Below are 25,883 nucleotides of genomic sequence, written 5' to 3' on the forward strand. Positions count from 1 at the left end.
ATTTATGAATTAAACAGCTCTTTTACATTTACGTTTTGTCTTTGAGTATCGGGAATCTCAAACACCTCTTTTCTTGTATAACTCATTGCACTCGCCATAAAGTTAGTAGGGATCATCTCTATGGCATTGTTATAGTCAGTCACTGCCTGGTTATAAGCACGACGAGCTGCCGAGATCTGCTCTTCCACCTCATTTAAACTTCTTTGGAGGTGCATTACATTTTCATTTGCTTTTAATTCTGGATAGTTTTCAACTGCTACCATAATAGAGCCGAGTGCAGATGTAACTTTTGCATCAAGGTGGATCTTCTCTTCATCCGAGATATTTGGTTTATTCGCTTCGGCACGCAGTTTTGTGACTTCTTGGAGGATTGACTTTTCATGTTCCATATATTTACCAACAGAGGCAACAAGGTTTGGGATGAGGTCATAACGTTTTTTGAGTTGTGTATCTATACTTGCAAAGATATTTTCAACTTGATTCTTCTTTGAAACAAGAGAGTTGTACATAAGTACTAAAATGATCCCTATAACTATCGCAATAATAAGTGGAGTTGACATATCAAGTCCTTTAGAAGTTTTAAATCATTATATCTAATTTTTTATAATATGTTGCGCAGCCGTGTAAGCACTACTCCATGCAAAGGCGAAGTTGTATCCGCCGCGGCGCCCTACAACGTCTAGAACCTCTCCGATAAAGTAGATGTTATTCTCCTTTTTAGATTGGAATGTTTTTTCATCGATCTCTGAAGTGTCAATTCCGCCGCCGCTTACTTCGGCATGACGGAAACCGTGTGTATCGCTCACTTCAAATTTCCAGTTAAGAATCTGGTTGGCTATTTTTTTTGAGAGTTTTGTATCTATGTCAGTAGTTTGCGGTTCAATATGAAGGGATTCGAGTACACCGCTTACAATCTTTGTCGGTAATAATCCCAAGAGAATGTCGAAGATACAAAACTCCGGATTTATTTTTGCAACTTTTTGGATATGGTTTGAGAGTTTTTGTGCATTAAAAGTAGGGAGTAGGTTGACCGCTATATCTACAGCCTGATAGTTTAAAAGTGATTCACTTGCAAGTTGCGAGATATCGAGTATTGCGAATCCGGAAACTCCATAGTTTGTAAAAAGTATATCTCCGGTAATCGTATTCTCTTTGACACCGTTGATGTAGAGTGAAACTTCACCGTCAACTTTAGCCCCGGCCATCTTTTTTGCCAGCTTGGAGTCCAGTTCAAGTTGTACCAAAGAGGGGTAGGTTGGGATGATGTTATGTCCCAACTCTTTAGCAAAAGTATACCCGTCATCACATCCGCCTAGATGTGACGCCGCTTCACTTCCAGTTGCTACAACCACTGCATCGTATTTCTCTGTGAGTTTTCTAAGAGAGTATATCTTAGTCTCTGTAATTATTTTTACTCCAAGATTTTGAGCAGTTTGAATAAATGTATTGGCAACTGATTTTGCTTCATTACTCAGCGGATACGCACGTCCGTCTTCTAAAACATTAAGAAGCAGTCCAAGAGAGTTTACAGTTTTCTCAAAACTCTCAAAGCCGAAGTTTTTAAGTGCATACTCAACAAATGTAGGGTTTTGAGAAAAAAAGTCTGTCGTTTTTAGAGAATTGTTTGAGATGTTACAGCGACCGTTTCCCGATACAAGTATCTTTTTGGCAGGTTTTGTATTTTGTTCAAAGAGATCTACAGTTACACCGTTTTTTGCACACTCAATCGCACAAAAAAGTCCCGATGCCCCGGCTCCGATGATCGCTATCTTTTTCATCTAAAGAGTTACTATTTTTGCTCCAAAGCCACCCATATGTGCTGGAGCATCCTCAAACTTTTTCACTCTTGGATGGTGTTTTAAAAACTCTTTGACGGCATGTGAAAGTTTTCCCGTTCCGATTCCGTGATATACTATCACTTCATCCCAGCCATTAACCAGTGCATCGTTTAAAAACTTGTCCAATACTTCACACGCTTCATCTCCGCGCATACCGTGAAGGTCACACTTTAGACCCGCTTTTTTCTCAACATTGACACGTACATCCGTCTTTGGTTTTTGTTTTACGATCTTGGTAGGTTTTAAGTGTTTTGTTTTAACACGTACTTTCATACCGTTAATGTCGATCGTAGCATCAGATTTCCCTTTCATAGAGACTATCACACCGCTTTGAGAGTGGTATTTTACTTCATCACCAACTTTAAACTCTATATCTCGAGGGATCTCCGCTTTTTGTTCACGTGGCAGTTTTTTATTTGCTTTGTTCATCGCACGGTGAATCTCTTTTATATCTCCGCCACGAGCCGCTTTTTTAGCTTCGTTGATCGCCTCTTCATAGCTCTGCTTTAAGAGTGATTCTTGTTTTTGAAGCTCAAGGTTGAGAGCTTCTCTTTGATCTTTTAAAGCCTGCTCTTTCTTTTTGAGCTCTTCAAGCTTTTCATCCACCTCTTTGTGTTTTTGTTTAAGCTCGCGTTCTAACTCCGAACCGCGTTCGATTAAAAGTGAAAGTTTCTCAGAGTTGTCTCCGTAAACTTTTTTTGCCTCACCAACTAAACTGGTCGCTATCCCGTAACGGCTTGCAGTTTCAAAAGCGTAACTTTTCCCGATGATACCTTGCATGAACTCATATGTCGGTCTGCGCTGATCTTCATCGTAAATAGCAGCAAGTAGTTCCACATCGTCACGATCGGCCATTAGTGCGGCAAGACGTTTATGGTGAGTCGTAACTACAACCTTTTGCCCTTTTTTGATCAGATCGTCAAGTATCACTTTAAACAGAGCTGCTGCTTCATCACTATCTGTTCCAAGCTCGATCTCATCGACACCGATAAGGGCTTGTTTTTTTGTAAAGATTTGTGAGAACTGCTGCATACGACCGGCAAATGTAGAGATGTCATTTTTTACGTTTTGCGGATCATCTATGATCGCTTCGAGATCTTTAAAGTTTCCTATCTCACTCTTTGTTTCATTGAGTTTCATAGGGATGATATATTTTGCCATAAACGCCGATGCGAGTATCGATTTTAAAAGCATAGTTTTACCGCCGGCATTTACCCCGGTAATCATAAGAATGTTTTTAGAGAAATCCACATTGATAGGTTTTGCGTGTTGCAGAGCCGGATGGATAAAATCTTTTAAAACAATATTTTTATGGTTTTTGCTTTTAATGATCTGAAGATCTTTACTTCTTGCAAATAAAACACGCGCTTGATAGTTGTCGAACTTTGAGAACTCTTTGTCTATATAGTTTATAAACGGCAAAAGTTCTGCAAGTTTTTGTGAAAACTCTTTTGCATAAGCATAAAAAAGAGCTTCACGCTCTTGTTCTATATATCTGATCTTCTCTTTCGTTTTTAAGATGACATCAGGTGCTACATAAAAAAATCCACCGGTACTGCGTCCGATAACTGCACCTTTTAGTACATGGTTAAAGCCACCGCGAACAAGTAAACACTCCTCATTGTTGATGAAGTGTACCTGTGTATCTACAAGATAGCCTGCAATTTTAGAACTGCCCATTAAACGTTTGAGTGATGAGCTGATCTCATTTTTATGCTCTTTGATCCTCTGGCTTAGTCCAAAAAGTGTTTCGTCAAGATTTTCTTCAAAGCGTCCTTGGATGTCAAAGTATTTTTCAACCTCTAAAAACTTTTCCGGTATTTCGATCTTCTCGAGCCATTCTCCGATGATACAATCTAGGTTTTTATTGCGAAAGTAACGGAAGTAACGGACAACTTTAACAAGTTCGAAAATCTGTTCAAAATTCAGTACACCGTGTTTTTTAAGATGGTTTTTGATCGAGAAAAAATCTATCACTTTTGGAGGGGCATTAAACTCTATTTTGTCAAGTGCCTTAATGTAGCGGTAGTGGAGTTCTTGATCACCCTCTATATATAAAGAGTCTTCTCTTGAGAAAAAACTCTTAAACTGTGAAATGTGTGAGTCGAGGTCTAGTTGTGTCAGTAGTTTGTCTATTTGCAATTCGTGGCTCTAATCATCTCTGCATAGTGTGGTGTATTCTCTTTACCTATGAATGTATAAGTGCCTACACTAAGATCGAAGTTTGTAGAATTTACTTCAATCCCGTTGCATATAATGGTTTTTCCCTGCTCATATTTTTTTGCTATTGCTAAAACTTTTTCTTGTTCATTGGCTGCGTATGTATTGTACATAATAGCACCTGAGATAAAAAGTGCGAATATTGCCGCAACAATGAGCTTTTGTGAACGTGTAAGTTCTGTAAAGTAGTGTAGGGCTAAAAAGAGTAAGCCTACAATTATAAGACCAAATATATAAGCCACTTATGCAATTCCTCTTATTTGATATGTAATATCTCCGGCACCAAAACCGATGATTAGACCATCTTCAAGTGTTTTAAGTGTCTCTTTGTTTTTGACCACGGTAATATGATTGTTTGCACGTTGAATCTCATCTGCAAGCGTTAAGTTATACCCTTTAAACTTTTCTGCAAAGTCAATATCGCGAGGTGTTTCACCTGCTGCCCATACAGGAAGGATGATAAGCTCCTGTGCCCCGTCAAAACATTTTATAAACTCATCGAGATTATCGATTGTACGTGAGTATTTATGCGGTTGCCAAATAGCGGTGATCTTATCGAAACCTTTGAGTTCTGCATACTCTTTTACTGATTGGAAAGTTGCTTTGATCTCTGTTGGATGGTGTCCGTAATCATCTATGATCACACTGTTGTTTTCTTTACCGACAATATCAAAACGTTTTTTAATCCCTTTAAAGTTTAAAAGGTTGTTTCTGATAGTCTCAATATCCATAGACTCATATGCTGCTAAGATTGCCAGTGAAGCGTCGATAGCTATATGTTTTCCAAATCCCCATACATCAAAGCTTCCGAGGTCTTTTAGGGTAAATCTTGTGTGTGGTTCATCATTGATTAAAACAAATTCAATTTTTGTAATATCTTCACTTGGATAGAGCCATGTTGCATCACTAAACTCATCTTTAAGAGTTGCTAGAAAAGGATCTTCAGCATTGAGTACTTTGTGTGGAGCTTTTCTAATAAATGTTTTATAAGAGTCGTAAAATCTATCGTAGTTATAGTCATAATACTCCATATGCTCTGGTTCTGCGTTGATCACGATTGAGCAGTAAGGATTTGAGTTTATAAAACTCCCGTCACTCTCATCCGCTTCAAAGATCATCAGATCATTTGTTGCATCGTAACGTACGTTTGAGCCAAACGCTTTTGATTCGGCACCGATAATAGCAGAACCTTCCATGATAGCTGTCAGTATTGCCGTAGTTGTACTTTTACCGTGTGCACCCGCTACAGAATATACTTTTTTATCATCGAGGATTTTAAGAAGTGCTTCGCGACGTGCTAAAACTTCGATCCCTTTATCTTTTGCCGCAATCACTTCTGGATTGTCAGGACGGATAATAGCTGAGTGGATAACTAAATCTTGATCATCTATGGCATCAGCGTTATGAGGAACACTAACTTTGATACCCATATCACGAAGTTTTTTTGTGATAATAGTATCTTTTATATCTGAACCGCTAACTTCATGCCCTTTGTAATGCATGTACTGAGCTAGTCCAGAGATCCCTATACCGCCAATACCTATAAAATGTATCTTCATTTAGCTATCTCCTACTCTTTACGCATTATCGAGCAACTTTTGTGCCTCTTTTTGAAACTCGCTAATATAGAAAGTTCCCATACGTTGTGTTGATTCAATATCGGCAATTTTATCTAAAAAGTTATCGATATCAAGATTTTCATCTGCTGCAATTTTATGCATAGTCATCGCTTTTGAAAATTTTTCATCATTGCTTAGACCGCTTAATACTTCAAATAGTGCTGAAGCATCTTTATTTTTCCCTGCATGATAATGCTCTATCGCATATTCATACAAAGCACGAAGTGTTGCAAAGTCTTGTACCTCACTCATATCCATCTGTCTATGAGCTTCAAGTGTAGAAGTCAGTTTTTCAAGTGCAAGATCTAAGATATTTGCATAAAAGCCTTCAAGCTCTTGATCTTTTAAAACTTCATGAGCTTGTGATTCAAGTACATATAGTGAAGCGATATCACCCTCTTGTTGTGCTTTTAAAACTTTCTCTTTTAAATCTTTACTCACTTAAACACTCCTTGATTCTCTTTAGTGCATCTCTTGTTTTTTCTTCATTTTCAACTAATGCTATTCTGACATATCCAACACCTGGATTTTCTCCATCAAAGTTGTCACGCGCTAAAAATTCGCCCGGAAGAACTTTAACATTATATTTTTCAAACAGTTTTTTTGTAAACTCTAAAGCATTATCCACTTTTAGCCAGATATAAAAAGTTGCTTCGGGAATTTCAGTCCCCAAAATCTCTTTAGCGATTGCAAAATTGTTTTTATAGATCTCTCTTGACGCACTTACATGTGCTTCATCGCTCCATGCTGCAGCTGCAGCGTATTGGAGTGGAAGAGGGGATGCACATCCGATATATGTACGGTATTTCATATACTCTTTAAGTATCTCTTTGTCCCCTGCAATAAATCCGCTTCTAAGGCCCGGTGCAGAAGAGCGTTTTGAGATTGAGTTGATCACAAGTACGTTTTTAAACTCATCGTTCCCTGCCAGTTTTGAAGCTTCGAGCATTGAAGGGACTTTTTTGTCTGTATAAATTTCCGAATAACACTCATCATTCATAAGTACAAAGTCATGTTTCAGTGCTAGTTTAACCCACTGCGCCATCTCTTCTACAGAGAGCATAGAACTTGTCGGGTTATTTGGGAAATTTAATATAACCAAGTCACAAGTTGCAAGCTTTTGCTCATCTATCTCAGGTTTAAAGTTATTGCCCGCATTTAAGTTAAGGTGGATAACTTTTGAGTTTGTAGCGATCGCCGCACCCTCATAGATCTGATAAAAAGGGTTTGTATAAGCCATAACACTTTCACTTTTATCAGAGAGTAAAAATTGAGGAAAGTTAAATAACACCTCACGTGTTCCGAAAGTCGGAATAAGTTCACTGTCATCTACCTCCACATCAAATCGAGACTTAATAAAGCCGCGTAGTGCATCTCTTAAAACTTCTTCTCCACCTGTTTTTGGGTATTTTTTAAGAAGATATGCATTATCTGCTAGAGACTCTTGGATAAATTCAGGAGTGTCAAATTGTGGCTCACCAATAGTGAGTACTGATGGTTCATAATCTGCATTTGGTATAATGTTTTGTAGTAAATCGTTAAGTTTTTCAAATGGATACGGTTCAAAATTCATAGTGGAATTATATCTAAAAATTATTTACATAGTGTATAAGGATTATAGTGAAAATATTTATCTCTTTCATGATTGTTTTTTTATTGTTATTAAGTGTAGGTGTAGAGATCGATAAGGGAGCATTAGAACTTCAAAATGAAGCATTTAACCGTGCGATGATCACTTTTGGAATTGCAAAAAGTTTAAATGCCCTTATCTCTTTTATTCAAGGTACGGAACTCTCATTAAGTCCGGCCGGACTTGGACTGACACTCAGCGTTGGTGAGATTTTAGATCCCCTAAATGACATGGTAGAGAGGTTTTCTTGGGTGATGTTACTCGCTTCTATATCTCTAGGAATTCAAAAGTTTTTATTGATCATAAGCGGCAAACTGTTTTTACAAACCATCTTTGTTCTAAGCGGCATCATTTCTCTTGTGATGATTTGGTATAAAAAACTTCATCAAAATATATTTTTTACATATAGTTTGAAAATTTTTATTTTATTAGTATTTCTCCGTTTCGGGGCGATAGTTTTCATTTACTTTTCTCAGTTTACTTATGGCGCTATTTTAGAAAATGAGTATAAACAATCACTGCAAATTGTAGAAAATACGAAAACAGAGCTTGAATCATATCAACATAAAAGTACTACGCAAGTACAAGAGAGTGATGAAAACATTTTTACGAGAATTAAAAAACACTATACCAGTTCACTCGAAAGTATGAATATCTCCAAACAATTAGAAGCGATAGAGGAGAGTTCAAACAAAGCGTTTAATAACATCGTAGTTTTGATAACTATATTTATCGTAGAGTCAATTCTTCTGCCGTTATTATATATTTGGCTTGTAATTAACAGTGTCAAATTCGTTTTTAGAAGTGAGTTAAAGTATGATACATTGAAAAATATGTATAATAAAAATTATTGAAATAAAAAAGGATTGAAAATGAAAATAGTTTTATCAGCAGTATTAGCGATGTTTTTAGTAGCTTGTAGTGATGACAAACCAGTACAAGAGAGTACGCAAGCAAGTGTAGAAAAAGAAACTAAAGTTGTAGAAGCGCCAAAAGCAGTAGAGGTAAAAGAGACAACGGTTAAAGTTGAAGAGCCTAAAAAAGTGGAACCAAAACCCGTAGAACCAGCACCGGTAGCTGTTAAAATTGAAGAACCTAAAGCAGTAACTACAACGAAAACGGAAGTTGCAAAAGTGGTTGAAGAGGTTAAACCTAAAGCTCAAGCAGTTGTTAAAAAGATAGACGGCGGAGCTTTGTTTGGAAAATGTATAGCATGTCACGGTCAAAACGGTGAGAAAGCGGCACTTGGAAAATCACAAATCATTAAAGGGTGGAGTAGCGAAAAAGTTATGACAGCATTTCATGGATATAAAGCGGGTACATACGGTGGTGCTATGAAAGGTGTTATGAAATCACAGATAGCTAACTTTAGCGAAGATGAATTAAAAGCCTTGGCAAGCCATATCTCAAAACTCTAAAATAGTTTTGAGATTTGATAAAAATTTCAATTTAGCAAGGTACAATTTCTAAAAAATTATGTGAGTAGTGAATGAAATTAATTATAAATGGAAATGAAAAAGAGTTTAACGGCGATAAAACACTTCTAGAAGTTCTAAAAGAACTCTCTTTAGAAGGTAAAGTTATGGCAGCTGCAGTAAATATGGAAATCGTTAAGCAAGACGCATGGGATAAATGCAGACTAAACGACGGTGATAAATTAGAACTGCTTGATTTTGTCGGCGGGGGTTGATACCTCAATCGAAACAACTGCGATAGCATACTCTCCGTCATGTGTAATTGAGAGTGCGGCATCAACTATTTTAAATTGCTCTACGAGTTTCTTTGAAAAAGAGAGTTTTGGAGCACCCTTTTCATCTTTATAGACTTTTATATCAAAAAAGGAGCACTCCGCTCCTATTCCCGTTCCTAAAGCTTTTGAAACAGCTTCTTTTGTCGCCCAAAAACCGGCTGCAGTTTTGTAGTTTTTAATAAGTGTTTTTTCATCATCGGATAAAAATCTTGAAAGCGCTTTATCTCCAAACTTCTCGAGCATCTGTTGCATTCGCGAAGCTTTAATTAAGTCTATCCCTATCATTCAGTCTGTCTTTACAATTTTTATATGTATTTTACCAAATTTATAGCGAAGTTCTTATGGAATTAATAAATAAACATTTTTTTCATGCCGTGTAGAAATTTCATTACTACACCTTCATGGTTAACAATCTCTTCCATATATTGATCGTATGTTTTCTTCTCTTTTTCTAAAAATTCACGGAGATATAGTTCAGATTCTTTTATTCCCCTGGCATCTTCAATTTCTAGAAGTTTTTTATAAAGAGGAGTGATCATCTCTACGGCATTATGCGGTGCTGCTTTTCTGATTGCAAGATAGCCCTCTGCCGTTTTATGGATGGGATGGTATTTAATTTCAAAAAGAGTAGTAACCCAGTAGTATCTGCCGTCTTTTGATTTGTTCTTTACCACAGCTAAAATATTTTGCTGTTTTTTAAGGCGTTCCCACATAAGTTTAAAGATGATTTTAGGCATATCGGGATGACGAATAATGTTGTGTTCAGCACCCAGAAGCTCTTTTTCACTATATCCGCTAATCTCTTGAAAATATGTGTTACAATATCTAATATTTCCTTTGAGATCAGTTCGACTAAGAATAGGTTTCATATCATCCAACTTGATCTCTTTTTCTTTATCTATGTAATATTGTTCATACATATGAGTCTCCATATTTTGTTGCAACAATTATACATCAATAAAAAACTTGAAAGTGATTAAAAATTATTCAACATTTGCACTGTTAAGCAAACATTTTACTCATGCCTTCAAAAAACTTAGCAATTAACCCTTTATAGTTTACAAGGTCTCTCATAAAAGTATCGTAATCTTTATTTTGTTCACGCAAAAAATTATAGAGATAATCTTCTGAAGCAGCAACTCCTTCATTTTTCTCAATCTCTATAAGTGTTTTATATAAAGGTATTACGGTTTCAACTGCTTTTTTAGGTGCTGCTTTCCTAAGTGCTAAATATCCTTCAGGAGCTTTAGTAAAGGGATGGTATTTTGTTTCAAAGAGAGTAGTTACCCAATAGTAGTCTCCACTTTTTGATAGATTTTTAACTACAGCCAAGATATCTTGATTTTGTTTTAATCGTTCCCACATAAGTTTAAATATAACCTTTGGCATATCCGGATGACGAATTATATTATGTGGGGCACCGATTAATTCATGTTCACTATATCCACTGATCTCTTGGAAATATTTATTACAATATTTTATTGTTCCTTTAAGATCTGTACGACTGAGTATAGGCTTTATCTCACTTAGTTTGATCTCTTTCGAGTTTTGAAGACTACGTTGATTTTCCATATCTTTTCTCCTCAGGGTATAGATAGAATAACTATTACTTTATGTAATATTTCTTTAAATAACTCTTATTGTTGTAAAAAATGAATAAATAATCGTCAAAATATTGGTTCATAAATAACATTAACATGAAAATGTGATAAAAATAGTGTGTAAACCATTTTGTGTTAAATGTATTGATAAAGGGATAAAAAAAGGGAATTTAAAATTTGGAGTAATTAAAAAGCCCCAAAGAATAAGGGCTAATAAAAGATTGAAGTAAGATAAAAATGATTTACTGAATTACAAATTCTGTAAAGTAAATCCCTTTGACTCTACCGTCAGAGATCATAGAATTAAGTGTATCCATAATTTGCATAGAAAGTTTATTTTTACCTTTTTTAGATGAAACCTCTTCAAGTGTTTTTGAAGAGAGAATTCTTATGATTCTATCTCGAAGAACTGCCGATTTTGCATCAAGCTCTAAACTTAACTCTTCACCTTCAAGCTCTAAAGATATTGTTGTTTTTAAAAATCTTCTTCCTGAATCACTTTTAAGATTAACCGTAAATGTATCGAGTGGATATAAGATACCAATCTCATTTAAAGATCTAGAGTCATCTTCCATGCTGTAACTACTACTTTTTTTAGTTGTTTTTTTGACTTGTTCCTGTTTTACAGGAGTTGATGATACTGCTTCTGTATCGTCACCACCTATAAATAAGAATGCTATTGCACCGAGTATGATAATAAGTACTAAAACAATGATGATTATAATCATCAACATGTTACTCGATTTTTTTCCTTGAGATTCTTCCTCTTTTACTTCTTCAGCCACGCTTCATCCTTGAATTAATCTTTTCTGTTAGTATATCGAATTTTACGAAAAAAAATAAAATTTTATTCTTGGGAAAGTTCATTAAGCGGTAAAAATTCGTAAGTATCTGCATTGTAATACTCAATTTTACCTGTTTCAATATCGTAACACCATCCATGAATATGTAAATCCCCATCTTCAAATCTTTGTTTGACAGCAGGATATGTAAGTATATTTTCTATCTGTTTGATCACCGAGAGCTTTTCTGTTAGTCGTAGCAACTCTTCACGCGGTGCATTAACACCTAAGCTTAAAACTGCCGCTTTTTTTGCGCTTTCACCTAGTTCTAGCCATTTTTTAGTATGGATAAGTGAAGTGTCATCGGGAACCGGTTCATAAAGATGTTTACAAGCACCACAATGTGTATGGCCGCAAATAATAATCTCTTGTACTTTTAAGGCACTTACAGCATACTCTATACCTGAAGCTGTAGCATGAAAATCTTCATCCTCTTTAAACGGAGGGACAAAGTTCCCTACATTTCTAAGTACAAACAGATCCCCCGGATTTGTTTGCAGCATAAGATCCGGAATAACTCTAGAATCGGAACAGCCTATAAAAAGTGCTTTGGGTTTTTGCCCTTTAACAAGTTCTAGTAGAGATTCTTTATTTTTTTTAAAATAAGTTCTAAATAACTTGTTACCTTCTGCATATTGTTCAAGATTCATAATCAAACAGCTTTCTTGAATTAGTTACATTTTTGAATGTCTAATGAGCAAAGAATATCTTCAAAAATAGCACCTGCTTCACGACATACATCGTCGTGATACTCCACTACTATCACTTCTTTACCGTTTGAAACTTTTGTTGTATACATTTCCGGTTTCATATTGTGTTTCTCAATAACACCGTTTAAACATTCAGTAACTTTTTGTTTTTCATTTTCAGATTCGTAAGCTAATGATAATCTTGAAAATCTCTCTTCACTTCTAACTTCTGCATCGATCATATTGTTCTACCTTAAATTATAAGTTTGAAAATTATACATTCATTATGCAAATATTATGCATAATATATACTTTTTTATTGTTTAAATTAGTACCATTGTAACAATTTTGTTACTTCATCTACTATATACGATTTTACTGAAGTTTTTTCTAACGGTTTTTTAGGAACCAGCGCTTTTGTAATGTTTTGCATCTTCGCTTCTTTGAGTCTGTTGTCTAAGCCGTATACCTCTCTAACATCACCTACAAGCGATACTTCACCTATAAATACCGTCTCTTTAGAGATCGCCCGATCACGAAAACTACTGATAATAGCTGCAAGTATTGCCAAGTCTGCAGCAGTTTCTGCAATTTTTATTCCGCCGGTGATATTTATAAATACATCATATCCAGAAAGAGGGATCTCAAGTTTTCTCTCCAGTAGTGCTAAAAGCATATTGAGTCTATTGTTATCAAAACCGGTTGCTTGACGTTTAGAGTTAGGGGTATGAGATTCTGAAACAAGTGCTTGAACTTCAAGTATAATAGGGCGGCTCCCTTCCATAATTACAGTGAGCGCTGAACCCGCCTGTTGGGAGTTTCTATTAAAAAATCTCGATGCAATATCTGTTGCACTGACAAGTCCGTCACCTTTCATCTCAAATACGCCAATTTCACTAGTAGCTCCAAAACGGTTTTTAAATCCTCTGAGTATTCTCAGCTCTTGGGAAGAATCTCCTTCAAAATAGAGAACTGTATCAACCATATGCTCGAGTACTCTCGGACCTGCTATGGACCCCTCTTTAGTGATATGTCCAATGATAAAAGTCGCTAAATCCTGCTCTTTTGCTATACGCATCAATTCAAACGTAATCTGTCTGACCTGTGTCACACTTCCAGGAGCTGAAGATATGTTTTCCGAGTAAATTGTCTGGATTGAGTCGATGATCAAAAAGTCGTATTTTCTCTCTTGAAGCTCAACCAAGATCTGCTCAAGTCGAATCTCGCTTAGAAGGTATAAACTATCGTGGTTAGAGTTAAGTCTATTGGCTCTTATTTTGATTTGTGAAGCCGACTCTTCCCCTGATACATATAAAACATTTTTTCCCGTTGAGGCAATGTTTGAAGCAACTTTGAGTAGAAGTGTAGATTTCCCGACACCCGGACTACCCCCTATAAGAGTAAGACTGCCTGGTACAATACCTCCGCCTAAAACATTGTCAAGTTCAACGTCCAGGGAAGAAAATCGTGAGATCTCATCTTCAACGACATCATTGATACTGATAGCTTTTGCGCTTTTAGCCGAAGATGATTTTGTTTGTTTAATCACCTCTTGTTGTTGCTGATTGAGTTCTATAAAACTATCCCAAGCTCCACAGTTGGTACATTTTCCCATCCATTTTGGTGTGGTCATACCACAATGTTGACACTCAAATAATATTTTCGCTTTTGCCATGATCAACTAGCCTTTTGTAAAGTTGTCTGTAATTGTATAAGAAAAATGTGTGAAGGGGTGGAAATATGACAGAATGTCATATTCCTTTATTTATTGCTCTTCATCGATGAAGATAGCATCGAGTAAACCGTCAACAAATTCATATTTGTCAAACGGTGTTAAATCCTCAGGTTGTTCTCCTGTTCCTACATAAAGGATAGGAAGTTCAAGTGCGTAAGCGATAGAGAAGATACTACCACCTTTTGCAGTTCCGTCAAGCTTTGTTATGATAATACCGTCAATACCGACCATCTCATTAAAAGCTTTTGCTTGAGAAATAGCAGAATTTCCTTGTGTACCGTCGATGATCAGCAGAATTCTGTGTGGTGCACCGTTATGTGCTTTGTCACAAATTCTATTAATCTTTTTAAGCTCGTTGGCAAGGTTTGTTTGGGTATGTAATCTTCCTGCCGTATCGATGATTACATGGTCATACCCTTTTGATTTTGCTGAATCGATTGTATCGTAAGCAACAGCAGAAGGATCGTGTCCTTGTTTTGATGAAATTATCGGAATATCTAATCTTTTTGCCCATAAAGTAAGTTGCTCAATTGCGGCTGCACGGAAAGTATCTCCTGCACCCAACATAACTTTTTTCCCTTCATTTTTGTATCTTTGTGCAAGTTTTGAGATCGTTGTTGTTTTCCCTGCACCGTTTACACCGACAATAAGCTCTACAAACGGAGCTGTGTATTCCGGCTCTTTATATTCTGTATAAGCAAGGGTAGCTAAAAGTTTAGAACGGAGTATCTCACGAGTTATTTTCTCTTGGTATGTTTGCTCCATAATAAGTTCAACAAGATCGTATTCTACATCCGCTTCGAGTAAGATATCTTCGATCTCTTCTTTTGTAAAGGTGATTTTTTTCTTTGGAGCAACAGATTTTATTGCTTCTGCTGTTTTATTAAGAGATTTTTTTATAAAACCGAACATCTATTTCCCTAATGCTTTTCTAATATCACTCTCAATAAACTCCTCTTCGGTAGCTCCTTGATAGTAGTTAATCAGTTTTCCGTCTTTATACATTGCCATAAGAGGGATACCGAAGTTTCTTCCAACATTTAGACTAGTTGCAACTGCATTAATGATACGGCGGTTGTCACTTGAAGTTGAAAGCGCATAAGTTGCATCGTATTGTTTTCTGAACTCTTGTAGTTTTGTAGCATTGATGTCATCTTCAACAGATATACCGATAATGCTCAAATTATCTTTATACTTTTCTTGTAGTTTTGAAAGATGTGAAGCTTCTGCTTGACAAGGGGGGCACCAAGTTGCAAAGATATCCAGGATGACTATTTTCTCTTTTTGAGAGCTTAACACAAAACCTTCGTTAGCTTTTTTGATAATGTATTCCTGACCTGAGATCTCTTTTAAAACAAATTCATTTGTTGATAAAAGTGTGTTGGCATCGTTTTCATCTTGTGAACTACAAGCAGTAAAAAACAGTCCTACCAGAAGAGATAATGAATAAATTGATTTTTTTAACATAAATTTTTGCCTCTATTTTGTAAAATAAGCGAAATTATATCCATAAAGATTTTATATGACTCTTACAAAAGAAACTTTTAGAAAAAATTCGATTAAAAAAATTCAAAACCTCCATACCTTTAATAAAGTGTATAGAGATGCATTGTTGGAACAAAAGCTACTGAGGTTATTAAAAAAATATAAACATAAAAATATCTTAGTTTATCATCCGTTACCATTTGAAGCAGATATAAGAAAAAGTATTACAAAAATGAGACGAAAGTTAAATGTTTATGTGCCGTTTATGGAAGGCGAAAGTTTTAAGATGGTACCATTTAGATTGCCGCTTAAGAAAAAAAAGTTCGGAATTTTTGAAGCTGGCGATACAATAAGAAATATAAAAAAAATAGATATTGCAATAGTTCCAAGTATCGGTGTTGATGGAGATTTAAAAAGAATAGGATTTGGCAAAGGGATGTATGATCGCTTCTTTGCGAAACTAAAGAAAAAACCATATACTATTTTTGTGCAGCCAGTACTTTGTTATACAAGAGAGAGTATTTGTGATAGTTATGATGTTGAAGCAGATGTTTTAATCACGCCAACAGCGGAAATATTTAAAGGGCATATTGCAATAAAAAAAGGGAATTAAGATGTTAAACGAGATACTGCTGGGTGGTGGAACAGCCATCGTAAGTGGAGTTATCGGTTTTTTCATCTCTAAAAAACTTACTAGTGCAAACTTTGAAGTATATACTCAACAGGCTCAAGCGAAAGCAAATGCTATTGAGAATGAAGCGCAAACTTTATTAGAACGCGCAAGACTCCGAGCTCGTGAAGTTGAGCTTGAAGCGCAAAAAGAGTTTGATAGTGCAAAAGACAGAGCTCGTGCAGATTTTGCTCAAAGGGAAGAGCAAGTGCGTAAAATGGAGAGCGATTTTAAACACTATAAAAAAATTGAAGAACAAAAACTTCAAAATGAAACAAGACATATTAAAGCACAAAAAGTAAATTTAGAGAGAAATGAAAAATCTTTAGCTTCATTAAAAAAGAGATATGAAGAAAAAATAGATGATGCCCTGCATGCGATAGAACATTCTGCCGGAATGACGCAAGAGGAAGCACAAAAAGTACTACTAGATAATATAGAAGCAAAAGCAAGGGGTGAAATCTCCCATATAGTACGAAAGTATGAAAATAAAGCGAGAGAAGAAGCTCAAAGAAAGGCTAACTATATACTTGCTCAAGCTACAAGCCGTTTTGCAGGAGAGTTCGCTTCAGAGAGACTTACAAACTTGGTTCATTTAGATAATGATGAGTTAAAAGGTCGCATTATCGGTAAAGAGGGGCGAAATATTAAAGCACTTGAAACTTTACTGGGTGTTGATATTATTATAGACGATACACCAAATGCAATCTTAGTAAGCAGTTTTAACCTTTATAGACGTGCAATAGCTACAAAAACATTACAGCTGTTGATCGAAGACGGAAGAATTCAGCCGGCACGTATAGAAGAGATCTTTGAGAAAGTTTCAAATGAGTTTGAAGAGAGAATCTTAAATGAGGGTGAAGAGGTTGTAGCTGAACTGGATGTGGGTGTAATGCATCCAGACCTTATGAAACTTATTGGACGCTTGCGATACAGAGCTTCGTATGGACAAAATGCACTTGCCCATACACTTGAAGTTGCAAACTTAGCAGGTGTAATGGCTGCAGAGATGGGTGGTGATCCTACATTGGCAAAACGTGCCGGATTACTGCATGACATAGGAAAAGCACTAACGCATGAGCATGACGGAAACCATGTTGATCTCGGTGCTGAAGTGTGTAGAAGATATAATGAAGATGCAGTGGTTATCAATGCTATTTATGCACACCATGATCAAGAAGAGATTAAATCGATCGAGTGTGGTGCCGTTTGTGCAGCCGATGCACTCTCAGCAGCACGCCCTGGTGCTAGACGTGAAGTATTAGAGAGTTTCTTAAAACGTGTAACTGAGATCGAAGATATCGCTTCAGCGCATACCGGTGTAAAACAAGCATACGCTATCAATGCCGGTCGTGAAATCAGAGTTATAGTAAATGCGACACTTGTCAATGATGATGAGTCAATATTAATTGCCAGAGAGATAGCTTCTGAAATTGAAAGCAGGGTGCAGTATCCGGGTGAAATTAAAGTGAATGTTATTCGTGAAAGCAGGGCTGTAGAGTATGCAAAATAGCATACTCTGTAAAACTATTTTTTAACAGTAGTAACAATAGCTCCTCGTAAATCTCCCATCTTATAATGGATAGCCTTGTCCTCTGGATATCTGTTTGAAATCTCTGTTTTTAGTTTATCATCTTGTATATCGCCGTGACATTTTAAACACACAGGATTTGTAATTACTAAAGGTTTATAAAATTTATATGTATCTTTTCCCACTTGTTTAATAATATGTTTTGGAAGGGCTTTATCACTGTTTTGCTTTTTTTGAAGATCTTCTAAAACTTTTGCTTCATCATCAGTCGGCATATTCATAGGATTTCTTGTTTTTAGGGTAATACGTCTTACACTTACACCTTCAGGAAGTTTTTTATTTACATCCCCAGTTAAATTTTGAGCCTCTTGTGTACAAAAATCGAGTGCTTCCATTGCTCCACCGTGTTTCATATGCATTTTCATATTGTTTCCAAGAGTTTGTAAGAGTAGTTTTGTGCTAGTTTCCCCTTTTTGAGTAACATCTTGCAGGGTCGTCGTATCGTTTGCAAATAGTGTGATAGTACTAAGAGTTATTAATGTAAGTGAACTAATTAATTTCATTGTTTTCTCCATAATTTTAAAAATTGTCGTACAAATTGTAGCAAACTTATAATAATTTAATCCTAGTTTGAGTAAAATCGCATAATTATTTTAATCATGGAGTGTTTCGATGCCTGAATTATTTACATTCATAGGTTCTATGTTTGGTGTTTCTCATCATGCTGACCCTGAGACTTATAAATTAGTAGTTTATACAGCTCATATGTTGCTTTCTGCTGTAATTGCGATTGTTTTAGCAAAAGTAGCAATGTCAAATCTACAATTGGTACCAAAAGGTACTCAAAACGTTATGGAAGCGTACATCGGTGGTGTATTAAAAATGGGAACTGATGTTATGGGTAAGGAAAATGCTTCTCGTTACCTTCCTTTAGTAGCAACTATCGGTTTATTTGTTGGTATCGCTAACCTTATTGGTGTTATTCCAGGATTTGAAGCTCCGACAGCATTTTTAGAGATGCCTTTAACATTAGCACTTGTTGTATTCGTATACTATAACTTCGAAGGAATTCGTCGTCAAGGTGTTATTAAATACTTCAAACACTTTTTAGGTCCTGTATGGTGGTTATACTGGTTAATGTTCCCAATTGAGATCGTATCACACTTTTCTCGTTTAGTTTCACTTTCATTCCGTCTTTTCGGTAACGTAAAAGGGGATGATATGTTCTTAATGGTAATCTTAATGCTTGCTCCTTGGTTACTTCCAATGATCCCATATGCATTATTAACATTTATGGCATTCTTACAAGCATTCATCTTTATGATGCTTACATATGTTTACCTTGGTGGTGCAGTAGCTACTGAGGAACACTAAAAAACCTCCAAAATGCAAAAAGACACTTTTGAAAGAGTTATAAGCTTTTTGCTTGGAGCATCTTGGGGAATTATCCTCTTAGGTGCTCTTGCTCTCTTTAGCATATTATTTAGCTTCGGTTTTACAATTGCTTTTTTATTCACACTTCTATATATAATAGTTTCACTTTTCTTGGTCCTTGTTTTAGATGCATTACTTGTAAATAAACAACGATTAAAAGAAGCAAAAAAACAGACGGAACTTTTAGAAAAACTCTTAGAAAAATAGTTAAAATTTACACTGATTAAAATTTAATCACAAAAATGTTACACTCTTTTTATTTTTATATTATAATTTCTCCATCCTAAGATTCAAGGATACAATGAAAAACTAGTAAGTTAAGTTTAGCATTCTTAAATTAAGAAGAGATGTAAGTCCTAATCCTTAACTCCCCTTATTACTGGTTTCTATATTTTTTAAACCTTTCCCCTCCTAAGACTAAGTCACCTTATGTTACTACACATACATAAGGTGGCTAAGATTTCCTTCACCTCTATTTCACTTTTGAAATAAAAATAGCAAATAGTACTACATATGCATAAAATGTACCATTGATTAAAAATTAATCATTTTTTTGAATATAAAATATATAACTTTTTGTATCATACTGCATATCAAACAAAAAAGGAATATATAAATGAAATTAATGAAATTAAGTTTAGCAGCAGCTTTAGCGGCAACAATGGGTATGGCAAGTGATATCACTTCAGAGATTGGTGTAAGTGCAAATGTTTCTATGACATCTAACTATATGTGGCGTGGTATGTCACAAACAAGTAATAGTCCGGCAATTCAAGGTGGTTTTGATTTAGATTATAAAGGTTTTTATGTTGGAACATGGGGATCAAATGTTGCTGGTGAAACACCAGAAAATTCATTAACAAACTACGGTGAAGCGAATATGGAACTTGACCTTTATGCAGGATACAGTTCTGAATTCGCTGGAATTGGTTATGATATAGGTTTTCTTCAATTTGTATACCCTGGAAACACTAAAGAATCAGGTTGGGGTGAGGCTTACTTAGGTCTTTCTTATGATCTTGAAGTTGTATCTGTAGGTGCAAAATATAGCTATGCTATTGATACAATGGATAATGGATGGGATGACCAATATAACTTATTAGAGCTTTCTGCAAGTGTTCCATTACCTTACGATATGGCAATTGACGGAACATATGGTTTTTATGAAAATGTTGGTGATTATTATTATGTAGGTTTAACAAAATCGATTAAAAGTTATGACTTTACTTTAGCATATACAGGTCTTACTGATAGTTCAGTTGGTTCAGTTGAAGTTTCAAAAGAAGATAAAGCAACATTTACAGTTGGAACAAGCTTCTAATTTTTAAAATTCGTATAATTTAAGTATAAAAAACTCTCCTTTAATATAACCTTGTGCTCTTTTGAGCATGAGGTTTACCCACTTTTTTCAATAACAATCCATGCTTTAGCAGATTTAAAAATTTAATTATTTATATACCAAAGGTACAAATACAAAGCCGTAATGTTCAATTATCTTTAACTCGTCATCTTCTATTTTTGTTATCTCAAAAATCGAGTTTTTAACAGGTATGACAAGTTTTCCGCCTGGTTTTAATTGATGTGTCAGTTCCGTTGGAAACTCTTGGGCCGAGGCTGAGACCAAGATCCTGTCAAACTTCTTACCCTCGATTCCAAGTTTATCTGTTGCTTTTAAAATTTTTGCATTATTAAAATGGTATTTATCCAGATTATTTGAGCCAAACTCTACAAGCTCATCAACTCTCTCAAGCCCTATTACAAAACCCTCTTGACCTGCTATGTATGCAAGCATTGCAGTCGTCCAGCCTGAACCGCTTCCTATATCTAAAATTGAATTACCTTGTTTTGGAGATAACATCTCAAGCATCATGGCAACGGTTGTTGGCTGAGAGATGGTTTGGGAGTTGCCTATAGAGAGAGGAAAGTCTTCATAAGTTGCATATGAGTTGTAATTTCTTACAAAATCACACCTGTCTATATCTAAAAATGCCCTTATGACCTCAGGCGAATGTAAGACATTTGTATTGATCAGATGATTTACTAAATCTTTTTGCGAATCCATAATTATTATTATACTCAATTAAAATTTTTAAAAGGAGAGTTTTTTATATATGAGTGCATATAAGAGCGTGCTGACACCTAGGGTAAACCACTCTGCAAAAGGAATAAACAAGCTCTTTTAGCAGATTTAAAAGATAATTTAGGTATTATAAAAAACTTATAATTTTTACGATCTAAGGAACATTATGTTTGAAGTAGTTATCGGACTTGAAGTCCATGTACAGTTAAACACAAAAACAAAACTTTTTTGCTCATGTCCTACGAGTTTTAACCATAAACAAAACACAAATACTTGTCCAACATGTTTAGCTCTTCCGGGTGCTTTACCGGTACTAAATAAAGAGGTCTTACATAAGTCTATCATGTTAGGGACTGCGATCGATGCAACGATCAACAAAACTTCATATTTTGATAGAAAATCATACTTTTATCCTGATTCACCTTCAGCTTACCAAATTACTCAACTATATACTCCAATTGTTGAAAACGGTAAATTAGTTATAGACTTTGAAGATGGTAAGACAAAGACAATAAGAATTAACCGTGCTCATATCGAAGCTGATGCAGGAAAAAATATCCATGACGGTGATATCTCTAAGGTTGACTTAAACCGTGCAGGGACACCTCTTTTAGAGATCGTAAGTGAACCAGATATGAGAAGTGCCGAAGAAGCTGTACTTTACTTGAAAAAACTACATTCAATCTTAAGATATATAGATATTTCAGATGCAAATATGCAAGAGGGTTCTTTTAGATGTGACGTAAACGTTTCTATCCGTCCAAAAGGGGATGAGAAGCTTTATACTCGTGTAGAGATCAAAAACATCAACTCATTTAAGTTTATCCAAAAAGCTATTGAAGTTGAAGTTGTGCGTCAGATCGAAGCTTGGGAAGATGGTGTTTACGAAGATGAGATCGTTCAAGAAACTCGTTTATTTGATCAAGTAAAATCAGAAACTCGTTCTATGCGTGGGAAAGAGGAAGCAGCTGATTATAGATACTTCCCTGAGCCGGATCTTCTTAAGTGTGAAGTAACTGATGCAATGATGGAAGAGTTTACGATAATTCCTGAACTACCAGATGCGAAGAAAGAGCGTTTTGTAAATGAATACAAAATGAGTGACTACAATGCCTCTGTAATTACATCTGCGGTTGAGATGGCTAACTTCTTTGAAACTATGATGGCAATTGATGGAGTGAGCGGAAAAACTGCGACTTCACTTTTAACAGTTGAATTACTAGCTCGCCTCAAAGGTGAACTAAACATTACAAACTCTCCTGTTGATGCAAATAAGCTGGGGATGATTGCAAAAAGAATTGACGATCAGACTATTTCAGGTAAAGCTGCAAAAGAGGTACTTGATTATCTTATGGAAAATGATGAAGATGTTGATGCTGCGATTGAGAAGCTTGGACTTAAACAAGTAACAGATACTGGAGCTATTGAAGCTATATGTGATGAGATTATTAATGCTAATCAAGATAAGGCTGAAGAATACAGATCAGGGAAAGATAAACTGTTTGGTTTCTTTGTAGGTCAGGTTATGAAAGCAAGTAAAGGGAGTGCAAATCCTCAAGCAGTAAATGAGATCTTAAAACAAAAGCTAAGCTAATGCAATACTTGAATCGTCTTTTAGTAAATTTTGCATATTTTTTAAACTCCTCTGACAATTATCAGAGAAAGAGACGATTTTTCTATAATCTGCTTGAAAATGATGATTACAAATATAAAAAGTACTTTGATCTTTTTATGATGATACTCATCTTTTCAAGTGTATCTATCCTCATTTATGAAGTAAAAAGAGATATCCCCGAATATCTGAATATTTTTAACGCTTATGTAATTTCATTCATATTTTTTGTAGAGTATATATTAAGACTCTGGATCCATAGCAGTATCTCCAAAGTTATTATTAATCAAGATGAATACAGCGATCTGCTTGGGCGGAATTTTAGTTTATTGTATGTTCTTAATAAAGTTTTTAAAGATAAGATGGAATATGTATTGTCTTTAAAAGCTATTATTGACCTTTTGGCGATAATCCCATTTTTCCATGAACTTAGACTTCTTCGTATTTTTATCTTATTTAGAGTGTTCAAACTCTTTAGATATGCAAAAAGTTTTAGTACATTTGCATCAGTTTTAGCAACGAAACGTTTTGAATTTTTTACTTTGGCAATGTTTGCGGCTATCGTTATATTTGTCTCATCGGTACTTATCTACGTCATGGAAGCAAATAATCCTTCTTCACCGATAGATACACTTTATGAAGCATTTTACTGGTCGATTGTTACTATATCTACAGTTGGTTACGGAGATGTGGTTGCAGTCTCTCCTGAAGGACAGTTTGTCGCAATTATAGTTATCCTCTCAGGGATCTCTGTTTTAGCATTTACAACATCCCTTTTTGTTTCTGCATTTACAGAAAAACTTGAAGATATTAAAGAAGCAAAAGTGATTCAAGATGTCTCTAAAGAGACAGACACATACATCATATGCGGTTATGAAAGTATTGCCAAAGAGGTTGCAAAGAAGCTGATAAAGTCGAAATTTAATGTATTGGTTTTAGATGAGGTGATTGAAAGAGTTGAAGATGCAAAAAGGGATGGACTCCAGGCACTTAACTACGATCCGGGACAAGTAGAGAGTTACAAAAAACTCAATATCAATCTTTCAACTCAGGTAAAAGCGATTTTGTGTTTAAAAGAGGATGATGTTGAAAATGTTTATACAGCTTTAACAGTTCGCTCGATTGATAAAAACGTAAAAATCATGTCTCTTTTAATGAATAGTGCAAACAGAAGTAAGCTGGTCTTTTCCGGAGTAGACGAGATCCTGGATGATAAAGAGCTTGTCGGACTTGTTGCAAGGGAGTACGTTGGACAGCCTGTTGCTTTTGAAGTTATCCATGCGATTCGTGCAGAAGATTCCAGTATTAAAATCGAAGAGATAACAATTACCCAAAGGATAGTTGAGAACATATCAAAGGTAAGTGAACTTGAAAATGTAGATTTTAGGGTAGTACTTCTCGGGATTCACAAAAAAGATACGAAACGATTCTATTTCAACCCTATAGATGAGACATTATTAGAGGTGGGGGATGTACTGTTTGTGATCGGAAATTATATATTTATACGAGAGTTTACAAAACACCTCATGGCAAAATCATCAAAAAGGGTATTTGATGGAAAATAGCAGTGTATTAGTCTTTGGAAATAATGAATACGGGATAGAGATCGCTAAAAATGTCAAACATAAGCATTCAAACATTACAGTTTTTGGTCTTGATGACAATGATGGTGAAGAGAAAGATTACCAATTTGCAAAGTTTGATCTAAGTGATCATTGGGATGAGTTGAACCAAAAGTACGATATGGAAAACTCTATAATATTTTGTGCTCTAAAAGATGAAGCCCAAAATATATTTTTAACCATATCTCTACGCTCTGCGTTTGCCGACACTACAATAATTGCATTGGCAAAAAATGATGAAGATTCAAATAAACTCCATATGGCAGGGGCTACAAAAGTTATACCAATCGTTGAAACAACGGCAAATATTATTACAGATATGCTGAAAAAACCGATCGTAACACAGGTGTTGCACGGGATACTTTACGAAGATAGTGATTTGCGTATTATTCAGGTAGAGGTACATAATGCCGAGTGTTTTGGCGGAGAGTATCCGGCCGATATCAATTGGAGTCGTGATCATGGTGTGTTAGTGCTTTCGATCATCCATCAAGATGGAACACATGAGTTTATATACTCTTCAAAAGCAAAACATAACGAGATCACAAACGGCGATATTTTTGTCGTTGTCGGTTATGAACATGATATTCAAGAATTTAAAAAATTTATAGGTGAAGAAAAATGCAAAAGATAGCAGTTATAGGAGCTGGAAAATGGGGGAGTGCATTAGCATTTGCACTTTCACAAAAAAATGAGGTTGTAATCACTTCAAGAACTCCAAGGGAGCTTGATAATTTTGTCTCGCTAGATGAAGCACTGGCTTGTGAATATCTTGTTATAGCTATACCCGCTCAACAGATATCATCTTGGTTAAAAGAAAATTTTAAATTTAACGGACAAAAAATACTGGTAGCCGCAAAGGGAATCGAAGCAAAAACAGGAAAGTTTTTAAACGAGATCTACAGCGTGTATGTTCCTGAGGAGAATATGTCATTTTTAACAGGTCCCTCATTTGCAGCCGAAGTGATTCAGTCTTTACCGACAGCTTTAGTTGTAAACTCTACGAACCCAGAAGTAGCAGAAAAGTTTGCTTCAATGTTCCCTGATTTTATAAAAACCTACACTTCAACAGACGTTGTTGGAGCTGAAGTTGCCGGTGCATATAAAAATGTTATTGCAATTGCAGCAGGTATTTGTGAAGGGTTGGCACTCGGTAAAAATGCAGCTGCGGCACTCATCTCTCGCGGACTTGTAGAGATGGAGCGTTTTGGAAAAAGTTTTGGTGCAAAAGAGGAGACGTTTGTAGGACTAAGCGGAGCAGGGGACCTGTTCTTAACGGCATCTTCAACTATGAGTAGAAACTTTCGCGTAGGTCTGGGCATTGCCGCTGGAAAATCTCAAGAGGAGATTCTTAGAGAATTAGGTGAAGTAGCAGAGGGGATAGGGACTGCTTATGCACTTCATGATATCGCTGTAAAAAGTGATTTATATCTCCCTATTGCCAAAGAGGTATATGAGATGTTAGAGGGGAAAAGTCCTCAGGAATCGTTAAAAGATCTACTCTCTAAATAAAAGGTTATGATAC

General features: G+C 35.7%; 30 protein-coding genes. 12 read left to right on the forward strand and 18 right to left on the reverse strand.

Features of this window, described 5'->3' with window-relative positions:
* Positions 1 to 2: 2 nt before the first annotated feature.
* From QWY88_RS09920 to QWY88_RS09950, 7 genes are read right to left on the reverse strand one after another with little or no spacing between them, the layout of a single operon-like run.
* Entirely contained in the window at positions 3 to 560 is a 558-nt protein-coding gene (locus tag QWY88_RS09920) for a LemA family protein (protein ID WP_304546233.1), read from the reverse strand.
* A gap of 33 nt (positions 561 to 593) precedes the next feature.
* A complete protein-coding gene (locus QWY88_RS09925) occupies positions 594 to 1,778 on the reverse strand; it encodes a BaiN/RdsA family NAD(P)/FAD-dependent oxidoreductase (protein ID WP_304546234.1) in 1,185 nt (394 codons plus the stop codon).
* Positions 1,779 to 3,980: an endonuclease MutS2 gene (locus tag QWY88_RS09930; RefSeq protein ID WP_369811227.1), complete on the reverse strand. Its 2,202-nt coding sequence runs from the start codon at positions 3,978 to 3,980 to the stop codon at positions 1,779 to 1,781.
* Positions 3,971 to 4,300 carry a hypothetical protein gene (locus tag QWY88_RS09935; RefSeq protein ID WP_304546235.1) on the reverse strand — a complete coding sequence of 110 codons (330 nt, stop codon included), beginning with the start codon at positions 4,298 to 4,300 and terminating at the stop codon, positions 3,971 to 3,973. Before QWY88_RS09935 ends, QWY88_RS09930 begins: the two co-directional genes overlap by 10 nt.
* Positions 4,301 to 5,617 carry a UDP-N-acetylmuramate--L-alanine ligase gene (murC, locus tag QWY88_RS09940; protein ID WP_304546236.1) on the reverse strand — a complete coding sequence of 439 codons (1,317 nt, stop codon included), beginning with the start codon at positions 5,615 to 5,617 and terminating at the stop codon, positions 4,301 to 4,303.
* An 18-nt stretch (positions 5,618 to 5,635) separates the two neighbouring features.
* Positions 5,636 to 6,118: a hypothetical protein gene (locus QWY88_RS09945; protein ID WP_304546237.1), complete on the reverse strand. Its 483-nt coding sequence runs from the start codon at positions 6,116 to 6,118 to the stop codon at positions 5,636 to 5,638.
* Entirely contained in the window at positions 6,111 to 7,250 is a 1,140-nt protein-coding gene (locus tag QWY88_RS09950; protein WP_304546238.1) for a succinyldiaminopimelate transaminase, read from the reverse strand. Before QWY88_RS09950 ends, QWY88_RS09945 begins: the two co-directional genes overlap by 8 nt.
* Positions 7,251 to 7,297: 47 nt before the next feature.
* Here QWY88_RS09950 and QWY88_RS09955 point away from each other — a divergent pair, with 47 nt between their 5' ends.
* The 3 genes from QWY88_RS09955 (at position 7,298) to thiS (ending at position 8,997) form a co-directional block, all read left to right on the forward strand.
* Positions 7,298 to 8,161 (forward strand): hypothetical protein, encoded by an 864-nt coding sequence (locus tag QWY88_RS09955; RefSeq protein ID WP_304546239.1) that lies wholly within the window; start codon positions 7,298 to 7,300, stop codon positions 8,159 to 8,161.
* Positions 8,162 to 8,179: 18 nt separating this feature from the next.
* Complete coding sequence (locus tag QWY88_RS11690; RefSeq protein WP_369811228.1) at positions 8,180 to 8,725, forward strand: c-type cytochrome; 546 nt, start codon at positions 8,180 to 8,182, stop codon at positions 8,723 to 8,725.
* Between the two features lie 71 nt (positions 8,726 to 8,796).
* Positions 8,797 to 8,997 (forward strand): sulfur carrier protein ThiS, encoded by a 201-nt coding sequence (gene thiS, locus QWY88_RS09965; RefSeq protein WP_304546240.1) that lies wholly within the window; start codon positions 8,797 to 8,799, stop codon positions 8,995 to 8,997.
* On the opposite strand, the gene acpS is transcribed toward thiS, so the two are convergent.
* From acpS to QWY88_RS10010, 9 genes are all read right to left on the reverse strand, one after another.
* Positions 8,965 to 9,342 carry a holo-ACP synthase gene (gene acpS, locus QWY88_RS09970; RefSeq protein WP_304546241.1) on the reverse strand — a complete coding sequence of 126 codons (378 nt, stop codon included), beginning with the start codon at positions 9,340 to 9,342 and terminating at the stop codon, positions 8,965 to 8,967. The genes thiS and acpS overlap by 33 nt on opposite strands.
* A gap of 62 nt (positions 9,343 to 9,404) precedes the next feature.
* On the reverse strand, positions 9,405 to 9,977 hold the full coding sequence (locus tag QWY88_RS09975) for a PAS domain S-box protein (RefSeq protein ID WP_304546242.1): 573 nt from the start codon (positions 9,975 to 9,977) through the stop codon (positions 9,405 to 9,407).
* Positions 9,978 to 10,059: 82 nt separating this feature from the next.
* Positions 10,060 to 10,629 (reverse strand): PAS domain-containing protein, encoded by a 570-nt coding sequence (locus QWY88_RS09980; RefSeq protein WP_304546243.1) that lies wholly within the window; start codon positions 10,627 to 10,629, stop codon positions 10,060 to 10,062.
* A gap of 271 nt (positions 10,630 to 10,900) precedes the next feature.
* Positions 10,901 to 11,443 (reverse strand): flagellar basal body-associated protein FliL, encoded by a 543-nt coding sequence (fliL, locus tag QWY88_RS09985; protein ID WP_304546244.1) that lies wholly within the window; start codon positions 11,441 to 11,443, stop codon positions 10,901 to 10,903.
* A gap of 62 nt (positions 11,444 to 11,505) precedes the next feature.
* On the reverse strand, positions 11,506 to 12,150 hold the full coding sequence (locus QWY88_RS09990) for a carbonic anhydrase (RefSeq protein WP_304546245.1): 645 nt from the start codon (positions 12,148 to 12,150) through the stop codon (positions 11,506 to 11,508).
* A 20-nt stretch (positions 12,151 to 12,170) separates the two neighbouring features.
* A complete protein-coding gene (locus tag QWY88_RS09995) occupies positions 12,171 to 12,431 on the reverse strand; it encodes a hypothetical protein (RefSeq protein ID WP_304546246.1) in 261 nt (86 codons plus the stop codon).
* Positions 12,432 to 12,517: 86 nt separating this feature from the next.
* Positions 12,518 to 13,864 (reverse strand): DNA repair protein RadA, encoded by a 1,347-nt coding sequence (gene radA / locus QWY88_RS10000; protein WP_304546247.1) that lies wholly within the window; start codon positions 13,862 to 13,864, stop codon positions 12,518 to 12,520.
* A 90-nt stretch (positions 13,865 to 13,954) separates the two neighbouring features.
* Entirely contained in the window at positions 13,955 to 14,836 is an 882-nt protein-coding gene (gene ftsY / locus QWY88_RS10005; RefSeq protein ID WP_304546248.1) for a signal recognition particle-docking protein FtsY, read from the reverse strand.
* A complete protein-coding gene (locus QWY88_RS10010; protein ID WP_304546249.1) occupies positions 14,837 to 15,391 on the reverse strand; it encodes a TlpA family protein disulfide reductase in 555 nt (184 codons plus the stop codon).
* Between the two features lie 55 nt (positions 15,392 to 15,446).
* On the opposite strand from QWY88_RS10010, the gene QWY88_RS10015 reads away from it, so the two are divergent.
* Both QWY88_RS10015 and rny read left to right on the forward strand, forming a co-directional pair.
* Positions 15,447 to 16,022, forward strand: a complete 576-nt coding sequence (locus QWY88_RS10015) for a 5-formyltetrahydrofolate cyclo-ligase (RefSeq protein ID WP_304546250.1) — start codon at positions 15,447 to 15,449, stop codon at positions 16,020 to 16,022.
* Position 16,023: 1 nt separating this feature from the next.
* Positions 16,024 to 17,592: a ribonuclease Y gene (rny, locus tag QWY88_RS10020; RefSeq protein WP_304546251.1), complete on the forward strand. Its 1,569-nt coding sequence runs from the start codon at positions 16,024 to 16,026 to the stop codon at positions 17,590 to 17,592.
* A 14-nt stretch (positions 17,593 to 17,606) separates the two neighbouring features.
* Here the strand turns inward: rny and QWY88_RS10025 are convergent, their stop codons facing one another.
* Positions 17,607 to 18,173, reverse strand: a complete 567-nt coding sequence (locus QWY88_RS10025) for a Tll0287-like domain-containing protein (protein WP_304546252.1) — start codon at positions 18,171 to 18,173, stop codon at positions 17,607 to 17,609.
* Between the two features lie 109 nt (positions 18,174 to 18,282).
* On the opposite strand from QWY88_RS10025, the gene QWY88_RS10030 reads away from it, so the two are divergent.
* The 3 genes from QWY88_RS10030 to QWY88_RS10040 all read left to right on the forward strand — a co-directional run bounded on the left by QWY88_RS10030 (position 18,283) and on the right by QWY88_RS10040 (position 20,365).
* Positions 18,283 to 18,984 carry a F0F1 ATP synthase subunit A gene (locus QWY88_RS10030; RefSeq protein ID WP_369811229.1) on the forward strand — a complete coding sequence of 234 codons (702 nt, stop codon included), beginning with the start codon at positions 18,283 to 18,285 and terminating at the stop codon, positions 18,982 to 18,984.
* Positions 18,985 to 18,996: 12 nt separating this feature from the next.
* A complete protein-coding gene (locus QWY88_RS10035) occupies positions 18,997 to 19,251 on the forward strand; it encodes a hypothetical protein (RefSeq protein WP_304546253.1) in 255 nt (84 codons plus the stop codon).
* A 409-nt stretch (positions 19,252 to 19,660) separates the two neighbouring features.
* A complete protein-coding gene (locus tag QWY88_RS10040) occupies positions 19,661 to 20,365 on the forward strand; it encodes a TorF family putative porin (RefSeq protein ID WP_304546254.1) in 705 nt (234 codons plus the stop codon).
* A gap of 126 nt (positions 20,366 to 20,491) precedes the next feature.
* On the opposite strand, the gene pcm is transcribed toward QWY88_RS10040, so the two are convergent.
* Entirely contained in the window at positions 20,492 to 21,106 is a 615-nt protein-coding gene (pcm, locus tag QWY88_RS10045) for a protein-L-isoaspartate O-methyltransferase (RefSeq protein WP_304546255.1), read from the reverse strand.
* Positions 21,107 to 21,290: 184 nt separating this feature from the next.
* Here pcm and gatB point away from each other — a divergent pair, with 184 nt between their 5' ends.
* From gatB to QWY88_RS10065, 4 genes are read left to right on the forward strand one after another with little or no spacing between them, the layout of a single operon-like run.
* Positions 21,291 to 22,718, forward strand: a complete 1,428-nt coding sequence (gene gatB / locus QWY88_RS10050; RefSeq protein ID WP_304546256.1) for an Asp-tRNA(Asn)/Glu-tRNA(Gln) amidotransferase subunit GatB — start codon at positions 21,291 to 21,293, stop codon at positions 22,716 to 22,718.
* On the forward strand, positions 22,718 to 24,301 hold the full coding sequence (locus QWY88_RS10055; RefSeq protein WP_304546257.1) for an ion transporter: 1,584 nt from the start codon (positions 22,718 to 22,720) through the stop codon (positions 24,299 to 24,301). The genes gatB and QWY88_RS10055 overlap by 1 nt, the downstream gene beginning before the upstream one ends.
* A complete protein-coding gene (locus QWY88_RS10060) occupies positions 24,291 to 24,992 on the forward strand; it encodes an NAD-binding protein (RefSeq protein ID WP_304546258.1) in 702 nt (233 codons plus the stop codon). Before QWY88_RS10055 ends, QWY88_RS10060 begins: the two co-directional genes overlap by 11 nt.
* Positions 24,980 to 25,870, forward strand: coding sequence for an NAD(P)H-dependent glycerol-3-phosphate dehydrogenase (locus QWY88_RS10065; RefSeq protein WP_304546259.1), 891 nt, complete (start codon positions 24,980 to 24,982; stop codon positions 25,868 to 25,870). The genes QWY88_RS10060 and QWY88_RS10065 overlap by 13 nt, the downstream gene beginning before the upstream one ends.
* Positions 25,871 to 25,883 lie beyond the last annotated feature (13 nt).

The organism is Sulfurimonas sp. hsl 1-7 (assembly GCF_030577135.1).
GTDB classification, from domain to species: domain Bacteria; phylum Campylobacterota; class Campylobacteria; order Campylobacterales; family Sulfurimonadaceae; genus Sulfurimonas; species Sulfurimonas microaerophilus.